17 protein-coding genes are annotated in these 19385 nt (G+C 62.7%); 6 read left to right on the forward strand and 11 right to left on the reverse strand.

Annotated elements, in window-relative coordinates; translation table 11 throughout:
- Positions 1–341 precede the first annotated feature (341 nt).
- Both AD670_RS15290 and AD670_RS15295 read right to left on the reverse strand, forming a co-directional pair.
- Positions 342–2048 carry an amidase gene (locus tag AD670_RS15290; protein ID WP_053133782.1) on the reverse strand — a complete coding sequence of 569 codons (1707 nt, stop codon included), beginning with the start codon at positions 2046–2048 and terminating at the stop codon, positions 342–344.
- A 56-nt stretch (positions 2049–2104) separates the two neighbouring features.
- The gene (locus tag AD670_RS15295; RefSeq protein ID WP_053133784.1) at positions 2105–2890 is read right to left on the reverse strand and encodes a helix-turn-helix domain-containing protein; all 786 of its coding nucleotides are present in this window, start codon (positions 2888–2890) and stop codon (positions 2105–2107) included.
- Between the two features lie 83 nt (positions 2891–2973).
- On the opposite strand from AD670_RS15295, the gene AD670_RS15300 reads away from it, so the two are divergent.
- Positions 2974–3279 carry a DUF2834 domain-containing protein gene (locus tag AD670_RS15300; protein ID WP_053133788.1) on the forward strand — a complete coding sequence of 102 codons (306 nt, stop codon included), beginning with the start codon at positions 2974–2976 and terminating at the stop codon, positions 3277–3279.
- Entirely contained in the window at positions 3272–3694 is a 423-nt protein-coding gene (locus tag AD670_RS15305) for an MAPEG family protein (RefSeq protein WP_053133791.1), read from the forward strand. The genes AD670_RS15300 and AD670_RS15305 overlap by 8 nt, the downstream gene beginning before the upstream one ends.
- 89 nt (positions 3695–3783) lie before the next feature.
- On the opposite strand, the gene AD670_RS15310 is transcribed toward AD670_RS15305, so the two are convergent.
- Genes AD670_RS15310 through AD670_RS15320 form a run of 3 tightly spaced genes read right to left on the reverse strand, consistent with a single transcriptional unit; the run spans position 3784 to position 6718 of the window.
- Positions 3784–4707: a sugar ABC transporter substrate-binding protein gene (locus tag AD670_RS15310; RefSeq protein ID WP_053133794.1), complete on the reverse strand. Its 924-nt coding sequence runs from the start codon at positions 4705–4707 to the stop codon at positions 3784–3786.
- 35 nt (positions 4708–4742) lie between these two features.
- Entirely contained in the window at positions 4743–5876 is a 1134-nt protein-coding gene (locus AD670_RS15315) for a phytanoyl-CoA dioxygenase family protein (RefSeq protein ID WP_053133798.1), read from the reverse strand.
- Positions 5876–6718: an SDR family oxidoreductase gene (locus tag AD670_RS15320; RefSeq protein WP_053133801.1), complete on the reverse strand. Its 843-nt coding sequence runs from the start codon at positions 6716–6718 to the stop codon at positions 5876–5878. The genes AD670_RS15315 and AD670_RS15320 overlap by 1 nt, the downstream gene beginning before the upstream one ends.
- A 122-nt stretch (positions 6719–6840) precedes the next feature.
- On the opposite strand from AD670_RS15320, the gene AD670_RS15325 reads away from it, so the two are divergent.
- Together AD670_RS15325 and iolG are read left to right on the forward strand one after the other, a co-directional pair.
- Entirely contained in the window at positions 6841–7866 is a 1026-nt protein-coding gene (locus AD670_RS15325; protein WP_053133804.1) for a LacI family DNA-binding transcriptional regulator, read from the forward strand.
- A 36-nt stretch (positions 7867–7902) separates the two neighbouring features.
- Positions 7903–8913 (forward strand): inositol 2-dehydrogenase, encoded by a 1011-nt coding sequence (gene iolG / locus AD670_RS15330; protein ID WP_053133807.1) that lies wholly within the window; start codon positions 7903–7905, stop codon positions 8911–8913.
- On the opposite strand, the gene AD670_RS15335 is transcribed toward iolG, so the two are convergent.
- Both AD670_RS15335 and AD670_RS15340 read right to left on the reverse strand, forming a co-directional pair.
- Positions 8895–10070, reverse strand: coding sequence for a GGDEF domain-containing protein (locus AD670_RS15335; protein WP_053133809.1), 1176 nt, complete (start codon positions 10068–10070; stop codon positions 8895–8897). The genes iolG and AD670_RS15335 overlap by 19 nt on opposite strands.
- Before the next feature lie 109 nt (positions 10071–10179).
- On the reverse strand, positions 10180–11391 hold the full coding sequence (locus AD670_RS15340; RefSeq protein WP_053133812.1) for an MFS transporter: 1212 nt from the start codon (positions 11389–11391) through the stop codon (positions 10180–10182).
- 97 nt (positions 11392–11488) lie between these two features.
- On the opposite strand from AD670_RS15340, the gene AD670_RS15345 reads away from it, so the two are divergent.
- Positions 11489–12310 carry a helix-turn-helix transcriptional regulator gene (locus AD670_RS15345; protein ID WP_053133815.1) on the forward strand — a complete coding sequence of 274 codons (822 nt, stop codon included), beginning with the start codon at positions 11489–11491 and terminating at the stop codon, positions 12308–12310.
- Here the strand turns inward: AD670_RS15345 and AD670_RS15350 are convergent.
- The gene (locus tag AD670_RS15350; RefSeq protein WP_053133818.1) at positions 12267–14876 is read right to left on the reverse strand and encodes an EAL domain-containing protein; all 2610 of its coding nucleotides are present in this window, start codon (positions 14874–14876) and stop codon (positions 12267–12269) included. The two genes, AD670_RS15345 and AD670_RS15350, sit on opposite strands and share 44 nt — an antisense overlap.
- A gap of 320 nt (positions 14877–15196) precedes the next feature.
- Positions 15197–16219, reverse strand: coding sequence for an alpha/beta hydrolase (locus AD670_RS15355; protein WP_053133821.1), 1023 nt, complete (start codon positions 16217–16219; stop codon positions 15197–15199).
- Positions 16220–16384: 165 nt separating this feature from the next.
- On the opposite strand from AD670_RS15355, the gene AD670_RS15360 reads away from it, so the two are divergent.
- The gene (locus AD670_RS15360) at positions 16385–17308 is read left to right on the forward strand and encodes an AraC family transcriptional regulator (protein WP_053133824.1); all 924 of its coding nucleotides are present in this window, start codon (positions 16385–16387) and stop codon (positions 17306–17308) included.
- On the opposite strand, the gene AD670_RS15365 is transcribed toward AD670_RS15360, so the two are convergent.
- Positions 17283–17789, reverse strand: coding sequence for a GAF domain-containing protein (locus AD670_RS15365; RefSeq protein WP_053133827.1), 507 nt, complete (start codon positions 17787–17789; stop codon positions 17283–17285). The genes AD670_RS15360 and AD670_RS15365 overlap by 26 nt on opposite strands.
- Before the next feature lie 52 nt (positions 17790–17841).
- Positions 17842–19344, reverse strand: a complete 1503-nt coding sequence (gene proP, locus AD670_RS15370) for a glycine betaine/L-proline transporter ProP (protein WP_053133830.1) — start codon at positions 19342–19344, stop codon at positions 17842–17844.
- Between the last annotated feature and the right edge of the window lie 41 nt (positions 19345–19385).

Genomic DNA, 19385 nt, shown 5'->3' on the forward strand with positions numbered 1-19385 from the left:
CTGCAAAAGCCAGAGCAAAAGCAGACCGAGATCTACCTGATATATGCAGATCCAAATGTGGGAGGGGGCTTGCTCCCGATGGCAGTGGGTCAGCCACAGATGCATCAACTGACACTCCCTCATCGGGAGCAAGCCCTCTCCCACACTTAACCGAGTACACCAGTGACAACTCCGGTCGGCTCGAAGACTGCAAAAGCCAGAGCAAAAGCAGACCGAGATCTACCTGATATATGCAGTTCCAAATGTGGGAGGGGGCTTGCTCCCGATTGCAGTAGTTCAGCCACAGATGCATCAACTGACACTCCCTCGTCGGGAGCAGGCCCCCTCCCACAGTGAATCAGTTAGTGTGTCGCCAGTGGCGGCGTGCGCGGCGGGATCAGGCGTTTGCTGCCGGTGGCTTCATACGCCGCCGCAAACCGCAGCAACGCTGAATCCTCGTAGGCCCGCCCGGCGAAGGTCAGCCCGACCGGCATGCCGATGTCCGCCATCACGCCCATGGGCACGGTGACGGTAGGCACGCCCAGGTGGCGGATGGCGAGGTTGCCGTTGGCCACCCACACACCGTTGCTCCAGGCAATGTCCGCACTGGCTTCGTTCACATCGGCATCCGCAGGGCCTACATCGGCCACGGTGGGGAACAGCACCGCGTCGAGGCCAAGCTTATCCATCCAGTCTTCCAGGTCGATCCGCCGGGTTTGCTCCAGGCCGCGCAGGCCGTCGGGGACGGTGCTGATCTCGTTCCACGGGGTGATGCCGCGCTCGGCCATGCGCACGTACTCGTCCATGCCGGCTGCGAGGTCGTCTTCACGGTTGGGCAAGGTGCCGGGGTCGTGGGGGAAGATCTTCGGCCCGTCCACATCGGCCAGGCGGTTCAGGGCCGGATCGTTGTTGGCGCGCAGGAAATCATCGAAGGCCCAGGCCGACAGTTCCCACAGCTCATCGTGCAGGAATTCCTTGGACACCAGGCCACGGGTAAACACGGTCGGCGCGCCTGGGCGGTCGCCTTCGCAGTTGGACACCAGCGGGAAATCCACCTCGATGACTTCTGCGCCGGCCGCTTCAAGGGCCTGGCGTGCGTCTTTCCACAAGTCGATCACGCTGGCCCGGGTGTTGATTTTCTGCCCGGTCGGGCCGCCGATGCCGGGCTTCTCGCTGGTGCCGGCCTCGGGGTCGGCATTGATGTACATGCGCGGCACGCCGAAGCGTTTGCCGGCCAGGGCTTCAGTGTTGACCGCCAGTTCAGCGTAAGACGCCGGGCGCACCGAGGCGACGCTGGGGATCGGCACCCACGGCTGCAGGCGCCACAGGTCGCCACGGGTGTCCGGGTCGTCGGCCACCACCACGTCGAGCACTTCCAGCAGGTCGGCCATGGTGCGGGCGTAGGGAACTACCACGTCCATGGTCGGGGTCAACGGCCAGTTGCCGCGCACCGAAATCACCCCACGGGACGGGGTGTAGGCGCACAGGCCATTGTTGGACGCCGGGCCACGGCCGCTGGACCAGGTTTCTTCCGCCAGGCCGAAGGCGGCAAAGCTGGCGGCGGTGGCGGTGCCGGCACCGTTGGATGAGCCGGAGGCGAACGGCGCGGTGAGGTAGTCGGCGTTATACGGGCTTTCCGCGCGGCCATATACGCCGCGCTGCATGCCGCCATTGGCCATCGGCGGCATGTTGGTCTTGCCCAGGCAGATGGCGCCACCGGCGCGCAGGCGCTCGATGGTGAACGCATCGCGCTGGGCGACAAGGCTGGCAAAGGCCGGGCTGCCCGAGGCGGCCGTCAGCCCTTTGACCAGGTAGCTGTCCTTGGCGGTGTAGGGAATGCCATCCAATGGCCCCAAGGTTTCGCCCTTGGCCCGGCGTGCATCGGAGGCCTCGGCTTCCTTCAGGGCTTCGGGGTTACGCACGACGACGGCGTTGAGGGCGGTAGCGGTCTGCGGGCCGTCGTAAGCATCGATCCGCGCAAGGTAAGCCTGGACCAGTTCAACGGCCGTGGTCTGGCCGGATTCGAGCGCCGCGCGCAATTGGGCAATGGAGACTTCGGTAACTTGCATGACGTTTTCTTCGCCGCCTTAAGTTGAGGTATGGCGGCAGTCTACGTACAGATATTTCACAAAACCAGTGCGGCATTTTCCCCATAGGCGGCGCGCATCACCTGCCAGGTGACGTCGTCAGCGGGAATCAGATGTTCGATGCGCAGGGAGGTGAGGGTGATGTCCTGGGGCATGCCGAAGGTGGTGAAGGTGGACAGGAAATTCAGCTCCCCCCGACTGGAATGCAGGCGGGTCAACACCAGCGGCGGCATTTCCGGCGGTGGTGTTGTGTGGGCGGGGGCGGGCAAGCTCGCCAGTAGAGCGGCCAATACCGGATTGCCCAACGCCTCGCGGCTTGCCCGTTGCCAGGCCAGGGTGCGGATTTCTTCAGCGTTGATCAGGTGGTCGCCCAGGCCACCGGGTTGCAGCAGGGTGGTCAGCAGGTTCAGGCCTTCCATTGGCGGCGTGACCCCCACCAGCCCCAACAGCACGCCAGTACTGGCATTCGCCGCCAGCACCTCCCAATGGCTGCCCAGCAGGATCGCCGGGGCCGGGTTGTTGGCGTGCAGTACATGGCTGACCGCCTCGCGAATTGCGGCCATGGCCGGGGAGGCGAGCGGGGTAGCGGTATAGCGGGGCGCAAAACCGGCGGCGAGGAACACGCGGTTGCACTGCTCCAGCGGTGTTTCCAGCGCGCTGAGCAGGTGATGCAACGTACCTGGGCTCGGCTTGGCGCGGCCGGTTTCGAGGCAACTGAGGTGGCGCTGGGACACGCCGGTCATCAGGGCCAGGTCAAGTTGGCTCAGACCAGCCTGTCGGCGTAGCTGGCGCAGATGTTCGCCGGCAGTAGCGGGGTTATCCATGGCGTGACTATGACCTCCGAGGTCATTGCGAGGGGGGCAACCTTATCACTAGGGTGGGCCTCGATCACGTCAAGGAACAGACCATGCACAAACCTTATCTGGCACTCGCCGCTCTGCTGGGCTTTTCGCTGTACACCCTGTTCACGCTGCTCACGGCCGAGCAATCGTTGCTGGCCTTCGGGCAAGAGTTGATATCGCGCCCTGACACCGCACAGGTCGTCATCGACCTGTACCTGATGGCCGTACTGGCCTGCGTGTGGATGTACCGGGATGCACGGTCGCGGGGGCGGTCGCTGGCGTCGGTGCTGCCGTACTTCTTGCTGACGGCGGTGTTCGTCTCGGTGGGGCCGTTGCTCTACATCGTGCTGAAGGGATTTCGGGATGAATGAGCTGTTGCACATTTACGCCCTGTGCGTGCTGGTGCTGTGCCTGAAGATGTTTGGCATTTCCTGCTATCAGGGATTTTTCCGGCTTCGCGGGCTGGCGTTCACCAACCGTGAGGATGCGGCGGTCTTCAAGCGTGCTGCACATCCCGTGGAGTTACCCCAGGTGAGTCGGGCGTCCAGGGCCTGGGCCAATGACCTGGAGAATATCCCGATGTTCTTCGTGCTCGGTGGCTTGTGTGTGGCGCTGGGCACTGCCGGTGAGCCCACGGCCTGGTTGTTCGGCGGTTTCACCCTGGCGCGGATGGCCCATACGCTGATGTATCTGGCGGGATGGCAGCCGTGGCGCACGCTGGCGTATGGGCTGGGGGTGGCGTGCCTGTTCGGGCTGGGTGCAATGGTGCTTTACGCATTGCGATGAACCGCAGCGACACCCCCGGTTTTTGTGGCAAGCCCTAACGTCGTTCAGTTAAACGAAGGTGATTCACTGACTGGCATTAGGATAACCGTTTATGGGTTGAGGAATGCCTGGTAGTTGTCCTTGGTGATCTGCTGGTAAGGAATGGTCAGCTCAGCGTCATACGGCTGTTTCTTGACCATCTTCACCGCCAGGTCAATCGAGCCCACTGCCTGCCCTTTGTTGTCCTGGTACGCCGTCACCACCAACTGGCCTTTCTTCACTGCGTCCAAACCGGCCGCGCCGCCATCGCTGCCGGCCACCAGAATATCCTTGCCCGGTTGCATGCCGGCCTGGCTGATCGCCATGGCCGCGCCAATTGCCATTTCATCGGCATTCGCTGCCACGGCGTCGATTTTGCGCCCGGACACGATCCAATTGTTCATCAGGTCAATCGCCTTGCTGCGCTGCCATTCGGCGCTCTGTTCCTCGACGATCTTGATGTCGGGATAGTCCTTGAGCACGTTTTTGACCCCCAGCGTACGGTTGTGGGTGGCGTTGTTGGACAGCAGCCCGAGCATGATCGCCAGGTTGCCCTTGCCACCCATCTTCTCGGCCAGGTAGCGCATCTGGATCTCGCCGGCCTTGATCTCATCCGAGCCGACATACCCCACCCCCGGCGGCACTTCCTTGAATTCGGGACGGCGGTTGACGTACACCAATGGGATCTTGGCTTGCTGCGCATTGACGGTCATTTTCTGTGTGGCGGCGGTATCTACGGCGTTGACGATGATCGCGTCCATGCCCTGGGCGGTGAAGTTCTGCACCTGGTTAAGCTGACGCACCACGTCGCCCTGGGCGTCTTCGAATTGCAGGGTCACGCCGGGCAGTTCCTTGGCGTGGGCGGCCATGTAGTCACGCATTTGCGCGAGAAATACGTCGTCGACCTGGGCGATGCTCACGCCGATACGTATATCGGCCAGCGCCCAGGGGGTGATGGCGAGCGTCAAGAGTGCCGCAAGGAGTTGCTTCTTCATGGTTGTGCTCCGTTGTTTTTGTTGTTGTTAAAGCATTACGCCTGGCGCTTGGCCCGCAGCTGCGTCACGGCGGCGGCGAAGTCCGCGTGCGCCCAGCGTTCGTCGAGGGCTTGCAGCATCAGCTGTTGCCCGGTTTGCGGCGCCAGGCCCTGCAAGGGTGGGTCGGTGTCGAGGTTGGTGGGGAAGGAATAGCCGTCGGCGGTGCAGGCCACCACCGCTGCAATCGCCTGGGCATCCAGGGCGGTATTGGCCAGCAGGGCCGGGTAGACCGCCAGCATCATGCGGTCGCGGTCGAGGGCCTCCATGGGCTTGCCGAAGGCCGAGGAGATTTGCAGCAGGTTGGCCATGCGCTGGTGGCCGGTCGTGCGGTTGGTGCCGGCGGCGTGGAACAGCGCCGGGTTGAAGAACAATAGGTCGCCCTTGTTCAGCGGTAATTGCACGGCGTGCTGCTGGAAGTGATCGATAAACTCGGGGCGCCGCCAGGCCAGGTACCCCAGCGCGTATTGCTGGGAAAACGGCAGCAACTGGGTGGGGCCGCTTTCCAGCGGCATCTCCGAATGGGCCACGGCGCCTTGCAACGTCAGGTACTGGGATAGCACATGCAAGGGCAGGGGAAAGCGCTCCACGACATCCGTGGTCTGGAAGCCCAGGTGATAATCACGGTGCGGCTGTTGCGCCTGGCCTCCGGGGTGCACAACGTTCACTTGCGCCGTCACCTGATAGCTCGGGCCCAGCCACGCCTCGGCGATCAATCCCAGCAGCGGGTTAGCGTAATACTCGACAAAGGATTGCGGCGACTGCAGCGCGGCCTTCTGCAGTGAATTCCAGATACGCCCGTTACTGCCGGCCTTGGCAAAGTGGTCGGCGGCCACGCCTTGGGCGGCCTCATGGGCGAAGATCGCCTCAAACACCTGGCTGTGGCGATCCACCACTTCCAGGTCCTCATAGGCGCGACGCACCACCATTACGCCCGGTCCGTCACGAAACAACCGGTGCAGTTCATTCATCACCGTGGGGCGGTCGCTGTTGCGCAAGTTGCGGGCCTGATAGACCGGCACGTTGCTGAGCACTTCAGCGGCCAGGGGATAGTCCTCGGCACGCGCTTGTTGTGCGCAAATCCGCCTGAAATCCTCAATGCGTACATCGTGCGCTTTCGCAAATGCCGACATCACTCACCCCCCAGGCTCAGGGCCTTGAAGGGCTGCGGGCTGCCGCTGTCGGTGCAGCCGACCACGCCTTGCTCCAGGTCGATCACCGAGCCGGTCATCATTCCCGACTCGCGCGACAGCAGGAACGCCACGCTTTGCGCCACCTCTTCGGGCTTGAGCAGGCGACCGAACGGCTGCGCGCGCTCAGCCTCAGTCAGCCAACCGTCCTGGGCACCGTGGTACTGGCGCTGGATCTCATCTTCATGGGGGGTGTCCATCCAGCCGATGTTCAGGCCGTTGACGCGGATACGGTTGCGCATCGCACTGAACGCCACGTTCTTGGTCAGGATCGCCAGCGCACCTTTGGACGCCGCATACGCGCAAAGGAACGATTGTCCGCCATGACCGGTGATGCTCTGGATATTCACCATGGCGCCTTCCACGCCCTGGCTGATCATTAACTTCAAGGCGTCCTGCATGAGGAAAAACGGCGCCCGCACATTCACCGCCATCAGCCGGTCGAACAACTCCGGCGAGGTATCGACAATGGTGCCGCGATCCGACATCCCGGCGCAGTTCACCAGGCCATGCAAGGTGCCGAAGTGGGTGCGGGCAGCCTCGATGATCGCGCGGCAGTCCTCGACCTTTTCCAGGTCGGCTTCGACAAAAAACGCCTGGCAATCCAGCTGCGCCAATTGCCGCACCTGTTCTTCACCCTGGGCGCGGCGGCGCCCGCAAATGATCAGCCCGGCGGCGCCACGTCGGGCCAGGGTATGGGCCACGGCGGCGCCCAGGCCCTGGGTGCTGCCGGTGACGACAAAATATTGGCCGCTGAACGAGGTGACGAGGTCGGCATGGGGCATGGGGTTCTCCTGGATTGTTGTTGTTTTGGTTGCCCGGCTCGACGCCGGACAAAACTGAGACTAGCATTGCAAAACCTCAGTAATACCCAAAAAAGACCTCATAAACACCTCAGGCAAAACCCATGCTCGAACGCGCCAAACACTTCTCCATCAAGCAGCTCGCGACCCAGGCGGGCGTGAGCAAGGCCACGGTTGACCGCGTGCTGCACCAGCGCGGCAGCGTGCATGCCCAGACCCGTCGACGTATCGAGCAGGCGCTGGATGAGCTGGAGTCCCAGGAAAAAAACGGCCTGGCGGTAGGGCGCACCTTCCATGTCGACGTGATCATGCACACGCCCCAGCGCTTCAGCGCCGCGGTGCAGGCGGCGATCACCGCGCAACTGGCTAGCCTGGCTCCGTTTCGTATCGCCCCGCGTTTTCACCTGTTCGAAGAAATCGAACCCCAGGCCATGCACGATCAGTTGCTGCGCTGCCTCGACACCGGCAGCCAGGGCGTGGTGCTCAAGGCCGCCGACGAACCGGCGGTGAACCAGGCCGTCAAGCATCTGATCGCAGCGGGCATCCCGGTGGTGACCTTGGTGACGGACTTGCCGCAAAGCGAGCGTATCGGCTACGTCGGCATGGACAACCGCACCGCCGGCCAGACCGCCGCCTATCTGATGTCACGCTGGCTGCCGGCGTTGCCCCAGGACGTGGCGGTGGTGATCGGCAGCGAGTTGTTCCGTGGCGAAGAAGAGCGCGAGATGGGTTTTCGTGCCTGGCTGCGCGGGCGTGCCCCGCACTTGCGGGTGCTGGATGTCAGCGGCGGCTATGGCGTGTACCCGCGCACCTTCGAGCGGGTCACCCAGGCGCTGCAACAGCATCCCGACCTCAAGGCGGTGTACAGCGTCGGCGGCGGCAACCGTGCGATTGTCGATGCCTTCGCCGCCCTTGATCGCCCGCTGGAGGTGTTTATCGGCCACGACCTCGACGAAGAAAACCGCCAACTGCTGCTGGACGAAAAAATCGCCGCGATCATCGATCACAACCTGCAGATCGATGCCCGCCACGTGTTCCTGCACATCCTGCAATATCACCGGTTGTGGAAGGCCGGGCCGATTGCACCGTCACAGGTGCAGATCGTCACCCCGTTCAACCTGCCGGACTGAGCACTCCCCCCAAACAACAAGATCAGGAGTTCAACCATGCTACGTATCGCCGTCCTAGGTGCCGGGCGCATCGCCAAGATCCACGCCGCCAATGTCGCCACCCACCCGAATGCCACGCTGGTGCTGGTGGCCGATCCCTGGCGCGAAGGCGTCGATGCGCTCAGCAGCCAACTGGGCTGCGAGGCGGCCTACGATTGCGCCGCCGTCCTCACGCGCAAAGACATCGACGCCGTGGTTATCGGCACCCCTACCGACACCCATATCGACCTGCTGTTGGCGGCGGTCGCCGAGGGCAAGGCGGTACTGTGCGAGAAGCCCATCGACCTTGATATTGCCAAGGCCCGCAGCGCCGCCCAGGCCGTGGAGCGCCAGGGTGGCAAGGTGATGCTCGGCTTTAATCGCCGCTTCGACCCCGACATGCTGCGCCTGCGCCAGGCCCTGGATGCCGGCCAGATCGGCGCAGTGCGCCAAGTGATCATCACCAGCCGCGACCCAGGCCTGGCCCCGCGCGACTACCTGGAACACTCCGGCGGCATCCTGCGCGACATGACCATCCACGACTTCGACACCGCCCGCCACCTGCTCGGCGAGGAACCGGTGGAGGTCAGCGCCATCGCCAGCCGCCTGGTGGACCCGAGCCTGGAACAGATCGACGACTACGACAGTGTGATGGTCCTGCTGCGCACCGCCTCCGGCAAGCAATGCCATATCAACTGCTGCCGCCAGGCGGTGTACGGCTACGACCAGCGGGTGGAGGTGTCCGGCGCGCTGGGTGTGCTGCTCACCGACAACCATCGCCCCAGCACCCTGCGCCACTGGAGCGCCGACCACACCGAAGCGCTGGAACCGTTGCAGCACTTCTTTCTGGAGCGTTACGCGGATGCCTATCGCAATGAGCTGACCCAGTTTATCGATGCGCTGAACAACGGCCAGGCACTGCCCACCAGCGTGCGCGATGGGTTGTATGCACTGCATCTGGCGGATTGTGCGTTGGAGTCGGTGAGGACGGGGCGCAGTGTGGCAGTCAATTACGACCTTTCGCTGTAGGAACCAGACCCCGTCCGATCCACCAACCGAATGCTATCCCGTCCGCCACGCTTGGACTCATACAGCGTGGTATCGCCCAGTTCGATCAACGCCGCCAGGCTGGCCGGCGGCTGGTCGAACAGGGTGGCGCCGATGCTCAGGGTCACGGGCGCGGGCGTGGCGAAGGTTTGCGCGGCCAGTTGCTGAAACTGCTCGCGCAGGCTGCTGCCCAGTTCGACGATCTGCTCGGTCGAGGCCGGGTTGAGCAGGATCACAAACTCATCACCGCCCAAACGCGCAGCCAGCGCGCCTCGGGGCACGACGGCGCGAATCATCTCGCTCAAGGCGATCAGCACACGGTCGCCGGCGGTATGGCCGTGGAGGTCGTTGACCGACTTGAAGTTGTCGATGTCGATCAGCAGCAGGGCGCCCGGTTGTTGCGCCGACACCTGGGCCAGCAGGCGCGGCGCGCGCAGGTCGAGGGCGCGGCGGTTGTAGAGGGCGGTGAGCGGGTCGCGGGCGGCGAGGCGGGCGATCTGCTGTTCGCGACGGTAGCGTTCGGAGCCGGTCATCGACAGCGCAATCAGCATGATCGCCATGGCGCCTTCCACCAGGGACACCTGGATGATTTCGCCCTTGAACGCGGCGAGGTCGATCAAGGTGCCGGGGATCACCACCGACAGCGCCTTGGCCAGGTAGAAAACCCCGTGGACCAGCAGCACATAACGCAGTTGCACCGCGCCGATGCTCAGCGATTTGCCATGGGGTCGCAGCAGGAAACTGGCGCGCAAAGTCGGCAGTGCCACCAGCAACGACTGCACGCCCAACATGGCTTTGGACCATGGCAGGTCGGTCGGAAGCATCAGCATGCCCAGCCAGACGCCCAGCATCAGGCACCACAGCGGTGACAGCCGTACCTGGGTAAAGCGCGCGACTCCGAGCAGAAACAGGCAGTGCGCACCTATCAGCAAGCCGTTGGCAAACCAGATGCCGATGAGCAAGTAGCCATTGATGCGCAGCAGGGCCAGGGTGGAGCCGACGGTGATGATGGCGAAACCGGCGCTCCAGAACAGCAGCGAAGGTTCGCGTACGCTGCGCCATTCGATGGCCAGGTACAGGGCGGCAGCGGCGGCCAGGGCAACGGTAAGTGCCAAAATCGTGGGAGGGTCGAGCGTCATTTCGTGCCGGGTCTGCCTGGGTGTGCGTTTAGACCGGGATTGTAAGCGCACACGCAGGTTTTTCAGAGCACAAAGGATAATGGCACACAGCCATCCGATGATCGGCGGTCTAGACGCCTTTGGTCGACGGCAGCAGTATCGTCAGGATGCCCACCAGCGGCAGGAATGAGCACAGTGTGTAGACGTACTCGATGCCGTGGCTGTCGGCGACCAGTCCGAGCAGTGCCGCACCGATACCGCTGAAACCGAACATCAGGCCGAAGAATATCCCGGCGATCATGCCGACGTTGCCGGGCACCAGTTCCTGGGCGAACACCACGATGGCCGAGAACGCCGAGGCGAGGATAAAACCGATCACCACACTGAGCACGGCCGTCCAGAACAGGTCGACGTAGGGCAGGGCCAGGGTGAACGGCGCGGCGCCGAGGATCGAGAACCAGATGACCTTCTTGCGCCCGATCTTGTCGCCGATCGGTCCGCCCGCGAAGGTGCCCACGGCCACCGCACCGAGGAACAGGAACAGGTACATCTGCGAACTCGATACCGACAGGTGGAATTTTTCAATCAGGTAGAACGTGAAGTAGCTGGTCAGGCTGGTCATGTAGAAGTACTTGGAGAACACCAGCACCGCCAGCACCACCAGGGCAAACGTCACGCGGCCTTTGGACAAGCCGTGGGTGGCTTTGCCGCCTTGCTTGAGCTTGAACAGGTTGAGGTGGTTGCGGTACCAGCGGCTCAAGCCATACAGCACCAGGATCGCGAACACGGCAAACAGCCCGAACCAGGCGATGTTGCCCTGGCCATAGGGAATGATGATCGCCGCGGCAAGCAACGGCCCCAACGCGCTGCCGGTGTTGCCGCCGACCTGGAAGGTCGATTGCGCCAGGCCATAGCGCCCGCCGGAGGCCAGGCGCGCGACGCGCGAGGTTTCCGGGTGGAAGGTCGATGAGCCGACGCCCACCAGGGCTGCCGCCAGCAGGATCGCCGGGAAGCTGCCGACAAACGCCAGCATCAGGATGCCCACCAGGGTGCAGACCATGCCTGCCGGCAGCAGCCACGGCTTGGGATGCCGGTCGGTGTGGTAGCCGATCCAGGGTTGCAGCAGCGAGGCGGTCAGTTGGAAGGTCAGGGTGATCAGGCCGACCTGGGTAAAGCTCAGCCCATAATTGGCTTTGAGCATCGGGTAGATCGACGGCAATACGGCCTGGATCAGGTCATTGATCAGGTGCGCCAGGGCGCAGGCGCCGAGGATACGCATGACTAACGGGCTTACTTGAGGCGGACTCGAGGTGGCGGCAGGTGATGCGGTCAAGGTCGACATGCAGGCATTCCATACAAGGCAGCGAACTGGGGCAGCGAGTACTTAAGCTCGCTGCCCATTTCAATTTGTTTCAGAGCTTATGCTAGATTCGCCAAGAATGCCTGTCTCGCGTAATTCGGGAGGCAACCATCGTAAAAAGGGCGAAATGATCAAATCACTGGATAAATTTCTGCAGGAGATCGATGAGGGCGCCTGGGCCGTCATCAGTTCGGCCACCGATTATCCAGAAAATTGGGTGATCCCCGAGCACAGCCACGAGAAGCACCAATTACTCTACGCCACCGAAGGCGTGATGGTGGTGCATTCGGCGCACAACCAATGGACGGTGCCGCCCAATCGCGGCTTCTGGATGCCCAGCGGGCGGGTGCACTCGCTGCGCTGTGTGGGCGCGTTGAAGATGCGCAGCGTATTTGTGCGCCCCGACAGTTTCCCCAACCTGCCGACCGAGACCAAGGCGGTGAGTATTTCGCCGCTGCTGAGCGAGCTGATCAAGGCCTCGGTGAGTCTGAAACCACCGTATGCCGAAGACTCACGGGATGCGCGCATCATGCACTTGATCCTCGACGAACTCGCGCTGTTGCCCGCCTTGCCGCTGTCGTTGCCGCAGCCGGCCGACCCGCGAATCAACCAGATCTGCCTGGCGTGGCAGGATGACCCGGGCGATGCCTCCACGGTGGCGGATTGGAGCGAGCGCCTGGCCCTCGACCAGAAAACCATCCAGCGCCTGTTCCGCAAGGAAACCGGCATGACCTTCGGCCAATGGCGCCAGCAGGCGCGGCTGCTGCTGGCGCTGGAGCGCATTGCGGTGGGGCAGAAGATTATCGACGTGGCCCTGGAGCTGGGCTACGAAAGCCCAAGCGCCTTTACCAGCATGTTCAAGAAACAGTTTGGCAAGACGCCGAGTCATTTTTTCCGCTGACGCCGTCGCTATACGCGTCCAGCAGGCCATTGAAGGCGTTGAGGTCCAACGGCCGACTGAGGAAGTAGCCTTGGCCCTCTTCACAGTCCACGGCCTTGAGCAGGGCCAGGTGTTCGGCGGTTTCAATGCCCTCGGCGGTCACCGTCAGCGCCAGGGCGCGGCCCAGTCCGACGATGGCTTGGATGATCGCCTTGTCGTCGGCACTTTCCTCCAGCCGGGTCAGGAAACTGCGGTCGATTTTCAACCCGTCGAACGGGAACGCACGCAGGTAGCTCAGGGACGAATAGCCGGTGCCGAAGTCATCCATGGCAATGCGGATGCCCAGTTGCTTGAGCGTGCGCATCACCTCAAGTGCGCCGACGGCGTCCTCGAGCATGACGCTTTCGGTTATTTCCAGCTCCAGGCGCGCAGGGTCGATGCCGTAGGCGTCCAGGGCGTAACGCACGCGCTCCACCAGGTTGCCGCGCTTGAACTCGGTGGGTGACAGGTTCACCGAGACGAACAGCGTGTCCGGCCACTGGGCCGCACAGGCACACGCGGTTTCGAGCACCCAGTCGCTCAGCGACAGGATCAGCCCCGACTCTTCGGCAATCGGAATAAAGGTGTCCGGCGCGATCAGGCCGCGCACCGGATGCTGCCAGCGCACCAGGGCTTCGGCCCCCACCATCTGTCCATCGGCAATGCGATAGCGCGGTTGGAAGTGCAGGCGCAGTTCGGCGTGCTTGATCGCAAAGCGCAGATCGCTCTCCAGGCGCCGCCGCTCGATGATCCGCGTATTCATTTCCCCGGAGTAAAAGCGCCAGGTATTGCGCCCGGCAGCCTTGGCCTCATACAGCGCAATATCGGCATAGCGCAGCAGTTCGGTGGCATCGCTGGCGTCGTTGGGTGCCATGGCAATGCCGATACTGGCGCTGATAAACACCTCTTGTTCGTCAATTTTGATCGCCTGCTCGATGGACCCGATCAAGCGCCTGCACAGGCTTTCGACTTCGTCCTGGGTCCCGGCTTCGCTGAGGATCAACACAAACTCATCGCCGCCGACGCGGGCCACCAGGTCACCGTGGCGCACGCAGGCGGCCAGGCGGGCGGATACTTCATTGAGCACCCGATCACCGGCGGCGTGGCCGAGCAGATCATTGACCGGCTTGAACCGGTCCAGGTCGAGGCTGAGCATCACCAGCGGTTGTTCGGCGCTGGGCAGGGTCTTCAGTTTGCCGTCCAGGAAGGCTTGCAGGCGTGTGCGATTGGGCAACCCGGTGAGGGCGTCGTGTTCGGACAGGTATTCGATGCGCCGACGGGATTCGACTTCTTCGGTCACGTCGGTGGCCGTGCCGCGAAACCCGCCGCAGGGCATTTCCCGCGCCGACAGCCGGGTGGTGCGCTCCTGTCCCTGGGCATCGATATAGCGGCACTGCACACTGACGTCCACGCGCCGACCCGGGGTGCTCAACCATTGCGACAGCAGGTCGGCTTCGGTGTCCAGCAGGTCGCTCATCGCGGCGCCGAGCCAGGCTTGCCGGGCCAGGCCGGTGACGCTTTCGAAACGTTCCGACAGGTAGGTAAAACGCCAGCCGGCATCGATTTCCCAGACCCAGTCGGAACTCGCCTCCACCACATCGCGAAAGCGTGCTTCGCTGGTCGCCAGGGCGTTCTGGCTGTCCAGCAGTGAGGCGTGGCTGGCATCCAGGGCGAGGGCGGCGGCAGTGGCACGGCGCAGAATCACCCAGGTCATCAGGCACACCAGCAGCGCGGCCAGCCCCAGCAGCGGCAGGCCTACGCCCATCAAGCGCAGGCCGGGTCGCGCAGGTTCCCAGTGCAGGCTGCCGGCGGCGCCGTTATCGCCCAGAGGGAAAACCAGGGTATTGCCGATATCGTCGGGTGTGGCGACGTGCAGCTTGCCCACGCCGAACTCATCGCCGATCGCCGTCAGTTTGGCGCTGTTGAGGACGTCGACGAAGATCAATACCGAGGCTGGCCGGCCATCGGGCTCGACCGTGGGGTCGGTGCCGGGCGTGATCGCGGCGGCGGCCACCAGCGCGGGACTGCCGTGTACGTTAATGAAGGCCGTGACCGGTGTTTCGTTTTCAGCCCCTGCGCGCGCCTGCTCGATGATCTCGGTCAGGGGTTGGTCGAGCCACTGCGAGAGTTCGATGTTTTGCAGCTCGCCCTTGATCACCGAGTAAACCGTGCGATTGTCGTTGTTGACCACAAACAGGCCTTGAAAACCGAAGTCCTGATACAACGTGGCCCCGACATTGCCGCGCGCGTAGGCCCAATCGGTGTCCACCTTCATGTGCAGGTGCTTGTAGGCATCGCTCCAGAAGGCGTAGTCCTTGACGGTCACCCGCAGGGATTTTTCCAGGGACTGTACGGCTTTGCGGGTATAAAACGCGCTTTCCTCCTGTTCGGAATGGTCCAGTTCGTGCGCGAGGTAAACCAGGGAGTAGGCGGCGGCTGCGAACACCAAGGCCAGCAAGGCCACGAAATTGAACAGCGATGTACGTGCCAGCGACAGGCTGGTGCGATTGGAGAGCTTGCGCACAATGGGGGCGAGAGAGTTCGGCATATTTCCCGCAGGACGTCGCTGCAAGTAAGGGATATGCCTGGGTATCGGCTGTCTGGGCCGAATAATTAGGTTGTCAGGGGGCGTTATTCGCGCTGGAGCACGGCTTCACCGGAACGCTGTCGCCGTACCCGCTCCACTCCTGCATCTGCTTCCTGTGGCGAGCGGGCTTGTCCCGCGTTGGGCTGCGTAGCAGCCCCAAAACCAGACGCAGAGAAGTGTCTGATACACGGCATTCGTCTTCATCAGGGGCGCTTTGCACCCCAACGCTATCTGCTGGGCGTTCAGTATGCCCCGGCCTGGCGCATGAGGGTTTATCGAGATCACTTCAAGTGACTGTCGAAGAAGCTGGTGAGCTTGGCGAAGGGGATCAGATTGACCCGGTCGTAGAGGTCCACATGGCCGGCGTTCGGGATGATCACCAGTTCCTTGGGCTCGGCGGCGCGGTGGTAGGCGTCTTCGCTGAACTCAAGGGAGTGCGCATCGGCACCGGCAATCAGCAACAGCGGGCGAGGCGAAATCGTCTCGATGTCGTTGAACGGGTAGAAGTTCATGAACTTCACGTTGCTGGTCAGCGTCGGCATGGTGGTGGTCTGCGGCGACGCGCCGGCCGGTGTGACTTCGCCGCGCGGTGTGCGGTAGAAATCGAAAAACTCATCGCCAATCGGGTTGCCGGTCCGCTTGAGCGGCGTGCCGCTGGTGTAGAGGGTCTCGCCGCCCTGGAATTCCACGTAACGCTGGTTGGCCGCCTGCACCAGTACCTGCCGGCGTTGTTCCGTTGTCATGCCGTGCTTGAGACCGTTGCGGTTGGCGGCACCCATGTCGTACATGCTGACCGTGGCAATGGCCTTGAGGCGAGGGTCGATCTTTGCCGCCGCGATGGCAAAGCTGCCGCTGCCGCAGATGCCGATCACGCCGATGCGCTCACGGTCGACCAGTGGCCGGGTGCCGAGGAAGTCCACGGCGGCGCTGAAGTCTTCGGCGTAGAGGTCGGGCAGCACCGCATTGCGTGGTGTGCCTGCGCTTTCGCCCCAGAACGACAGGTCCAGCGAGAGGGTGACAAAGCCCTGTTCGGCCATTTTGGTGGCGTAGAGGTTGGCGCTCTGTTCTTTGACGGCGCCCATCGGGTGGCCGACGATCAGCGCGGCATTTTTCGAGGCCGGGGCGAGCTGTTTGGGCACGAACAGGTTGCCCGCCACCGGCATGCCGTATTGATTGTTGAAGGTGACTTTTTCGACGGTCACCTTGTCGCTTGTGTAGAAGTTGTTTGCACCGTTGGACATGTCGGCTCCCAGAGAAGAGAACGAAATCACCAGCAGACTCAGGGTGAGCAAGAGGCTTTTCATGGGTGGATCCTTGAGAAGGGGGTCGGCACATTTTCCCGACGTGGCCCACGGTTCTGTAGTGCGTTCCAGTGGATTACTTGCCTGATCCTCTGAGTCTGGCGGGTTGGCGGGGACGCAAGCGGTCCGGTAGGGGTAAAGTCCAACGATCAGAGAAAAGGGCCCTTTATGAAGATCAACCAAACGCCCCTGGACTTGCTGGTCCACGCCATCGGCTCAAGGGTCGGCGTACCCGGCGACTACCCCATGTCCATCCCCGGCCTGGGCTTTTATCGGCGTGAGCAGCCAGCGACACCCGTGGTGTGCATGGTCGAGCCGAGCATCGTGCTGGTTGCCCAGGGTGAGAAGCGGCTGTGGGTCGGCGGCGAAGGGTACCCGTATGACACGGCGCGATTTCTGGTCACGTCGCTGGATATACCGGCCAACTCCGAAGTGCTGGTTGCCAGCCCGACCCGCCCGTGCCTGGGCCTGACCTTCAAGCTCGACCTGCGCATCCTCGCCGAGCTGATCGCCCAGGGGGAGTTGCCGCCAACGCGGGAGCGGGCGGTGATGAAAGGCGTGGGGATTGGGGTCGTGACCGGCGCCATGCTCGCATCCTTTGCGCGCCTGGTTGAATTGCTTGATGAGCCCGAAGCGATAGCGGTGCTCGCGCCCTTGATCCAACGCGAGATTCACTTCCGGCTATTGCAGAGCGACCAGGCCGGCCGACTGCGCCAGATCTGTTCTGTGGACGGGCAGGGTTATCGGATTGCGCGGGCGATCGACTGGCTCAAGCTCAATTACGACGTGCCGCTCCGCGTAGAGGAGTTGGCCGCGCGCGTGCAGATGAGCGCGGCGACCTTTCACCATCACTTTCGCCAGCTGACGGCGATGAGCCCGTTGCAGTATCAGAAATGGCTGCGCCTCAACGAGGCGCGGCGCTTGATGTTGAACGAGCATCGGGACGTGTCCAGCGCAGCGTTCAAGGTCGGCTATGAAAGCCCGTCGCAGTTCAGTCGCGAATACAGCCGGCTGTTTGGTGTGCCGCCCAAGCGCGATATGGCCATGCTGCGCGGCAAAGCGCTGGTCACTGATCCGTTGTCGTCAAGTTAGCGTAGAAAATGCAGCCGATCAGCCGCGCAAACAGGCTGAGGGTTTCCGGCAGGTTGGGGTCGTCAAACAGCATCGCCCGGGAATCCAGCGCACACAGCGCGCCGAACAGGCGACCATCCGGCAGGAAGATCGGCGCGCCGGCGTAGCTCTCGATGGCGTATTGCTTGACCACCGGGCGGGTGGCTAAACGACCATTGGCGCTGACCTGCGGGATGAACAGGGTCTGCGGGTTGATGCAGAACTCGCTGCAGAGGGTGGTTTCCAGGTCGAGCACGTCGTCGACGTGAATGCCCATGTCGGCGGTGTCGTGCACCGAGCAGACGATCCATTCCAGGTCGGTGAACTTGGCGATGCCGGCAAAGCGCATGCCGGTCAGGCGGGTGACCAATTGCAGAATGCTGGTGGTGGCTTCGATTTCGGCGATGGCAGCGCGTTCGTCGGCGCTGAGTAACGAGTGTGTATCGGTGAAGCTTGCAAGCATGGTTGAACACTCCAGTGGCGTGGCGGCCCTTGCCGCCACGCTTGGTCAGGTCTTAATTGATACGCGGATGCTGCTGGACCAGATTCTGGCGCTTGGCTTCCAACTCGGCAATCTCGGCGTCGATGTCTTCGATTTTCTGCTCGATATTGTCGTGATGTTCCTGCAGTAGTTCCTTGGCTTCTTCCATATCGGAAGCGGCCGGCGCGGCGCCGCGCAGGGGTTTGTTGGCGGTTTCCTTCATGGTCAGGCCGGTGATCAGGCCGATCACGGCAAATACCATCAGGTAGTAGGCGGGCATGTACAGGTCGTTGGTGCTCTCCACCAGCCAGGCCACAGCAGTGGGGGTGACACCGGCGATCAACACCGAGACGTTGAAGGCACTGGCCAGCGCGCTGTAGCGCAGGTGGGTGGGGAACATCGCGGGCAATGTCGAAGCCATCACGCCGATAAAGAAGTTCAGTACCACCGCCAGGATCAACAGGCCGCCGAAGATCAGGCCGGTCTTGCCGCTGGTAATCAGCATGAATGCGGGGATGGACAGGAACAGCAGACCGATACTGCCGGCGATGATGAAGGGCTTGCGGCCGATCTTGTCGCTGACAAAGCCAATGAAAGGCTGCACGAACAGCATGCCGACCATGATCGCGATGATGATCAGCACGCCGCTGTTTTCAGGGTAATGCAGGTTATGGGACAGGTAGCTCGGCATGTACGTGAGCAGCATGTAGTACGTCACGTTGGTGGCCGCGACAATGCCGATGCAGGTCAGCAGGCTGCGCCAATGCTTGGTGGCGATTTCCTTGAAGGATACTTTGGGGCCGTGGGTCAGGCCTTCGCGGTCGCCTTGTTCGAGCTTGTCGACATGCTGTTGGAACGCCGGGGTTTCTTCCAGTGCGTGGCGCAGGTACAGGCCGATCATGCCCAGGGGCAGGGCGAGGAAGAACGGCAGGCGCCAGCCCCAGGCCTCGAAGTCGGCCTCGCCGAGCACCGTGGAGATCAGCACCACTACACCGGCACCCAACACAAAACCGGCGATGGAGCCGAAGTCCAGCCAGCTGCCAAGGAAGCCGCGCTTGCGGTCCGGCGCGTATTCGGCGACAAAAATCGAGGCGCCGGTGTATTCACCACCCACCGAGAAACCCTGGGCCATTTTGCACAGCAGCAACAGGATCGGTGCCCAGATGCCGATGGAGGCATACCCAGGAATCAGGCCGATGGCGAAGGTGCTCAGCGACATGATCACAATGGTCGCGGCGAGGACTTTCTGGCGTCCGTATTTATCCCCCAGGGCGCCGAAGAACAGACCGCCCAGGGGCCGAATCAGGAACGGCACGGAGAAGGTCGCCAGTGCGGCGATCATTTGTACGCTGGGGGAGGCACCGGGGAAAAACACCTTGCCCAAGACGTAGGCGACAAACCCGTAGACGCCGAAGTCGAACCATTCCATGGCGTTACCCAGTGCGGCGGCGGTGATCGCCTTGCGCATCTTGGCGTCGTCGACGATGGTGATGTCTTTCAAACCGATGGGTTTGACGCTTTTCTTACGTAATTTCATGCGAACCACTCTAAAACAGAACAGGGGAGGTGCCATCGTTG

The organism is Pseudomonas sp. MIACH, assembly GCF_001269925.1.
Classification (GTDB): Bacteria; Pseudomonadota; Gammaproteobacteria; order Pseudomonadales; family Pseudomonadaceae; genus Aquipseudomonas.

Bases quoted from the DNA above. Each gene is read 5' to 3' on its own strand.
- AD670_RS15290 (WP_053133782.1), bottom strand. From the start codon at position 2,048: ATGCAAGTTACCGAAGTCTCCATTGCCCAATTGCGCGCGGCGCTCGAA.
- AD670_RS15295 (WP_053133784.1), bottom strand. From the start codon at position 2,890: ATGGATAACCCCGCTACTGCCGGCGAACATCTGCGCCAGCTACGCCGA.
- AD670_RS15300 (WP_053133788.1), top strand. From the start codon at position 2,974: ATGCACAAACCTTATCTGGCACTCGCCGCTCTGCTGGGCTTTTCGCTG.
- AD670_RS15305 (WP_053133791.1), top strand. From the start codon at position 3,272: ATGAATGAGCTGTTGCACATTTACGCCCTGTGCGTGCTGGTGCTGTGC.
- AD670_RS15310 (WP_053133794.1), bottom strand. From the start codon at position 4,707: ATGAAGAAGCAACTCCTTGCGGCACTCTTGACGCTCGCCATCACCCCC.
- AD670_RS15315 (WP_053133798.1), bottom strand. From the start codon at position 5,876: ATGTCGGCATTTGCGAAAGCGCACGATGTACGCATTGAGGATTTCAGG.
- AD670_RS15320 (WP_053133801.1), bottom strand. From the start codon at position 6,718: ATGCCCCATGCCGACCTCGTCACCTCGTTCAGCGGCCAATATTTTGTC.
- AD670_RS15325 (WP_053133804.1), top strand. From the start codon at position 6,841: ATGCTCGAACGCGCCAAACACTTCTCCATCAAGCAGCTCGCGACCCAG.
- iolG (WP_053133807.1), top strand. From the start codon at position 7,903: ATGCTACGTATCGCCGTCCTAGGTGCCGGGCGCATCGCCAAGATCCAC.
- AD670_RS15335 (WP_053133809.1), bottom strand. From the start codon at position 10,070: ATGACGCTCGACCCTCCCACGATTTTGGCACTTACCGTTGCCCTGGCC.
- AD670_RS15340 (WP_053133812.1), bottom strand. From the start codon at position 11,391: ATGTCGACCTTGACCGCATCACCTGCCGCCACCTCGAGTCCGCCTCAA.
- AD670_RS15345 (WP_053133815.1), top strand. From the start codon at position 11,489: ATGCCTGTCTCGCGTAATTCGGGAGGCAACCATCGTAAAAAGGGCGAA.
- AD670_RS15350 (WP_053133818.1), bottom strand. From the start codon at position 14,876: ATGCCGAACTCTCTCGCCCCCATTGTGCGCAAGCTCTCCAATCGCACC.
- AD670_RS15355 (WP_053133821.1), bottom strand. From the start codon at position 16,219: ATGAAAAGCCTCTTGCTCACCCTGAGTCTGCTGGTGATTTCGTTCTCT.
- AD670_RS15360 (WP_053133824.1), top strand. From the start codon at position 16,385: ATGAAGATCAACCAAACGCCCCTGGACTTGCTGGTCCACGCCATCGGC.
- AD670_RS15365 (WP_053133827.1), bottom strand. From the start codon at position 17,789: ATGCTTGCAAGCTTCACCGATACACACTCGTTACTCAGCGCCGACGAA.
- proP (WP_053133830.1), bottom strand. From the start codon at position 19,344: ATGAAATTACGTAAGAAAAGCGTCAAACCCATCGGTTTGAAAGACATC.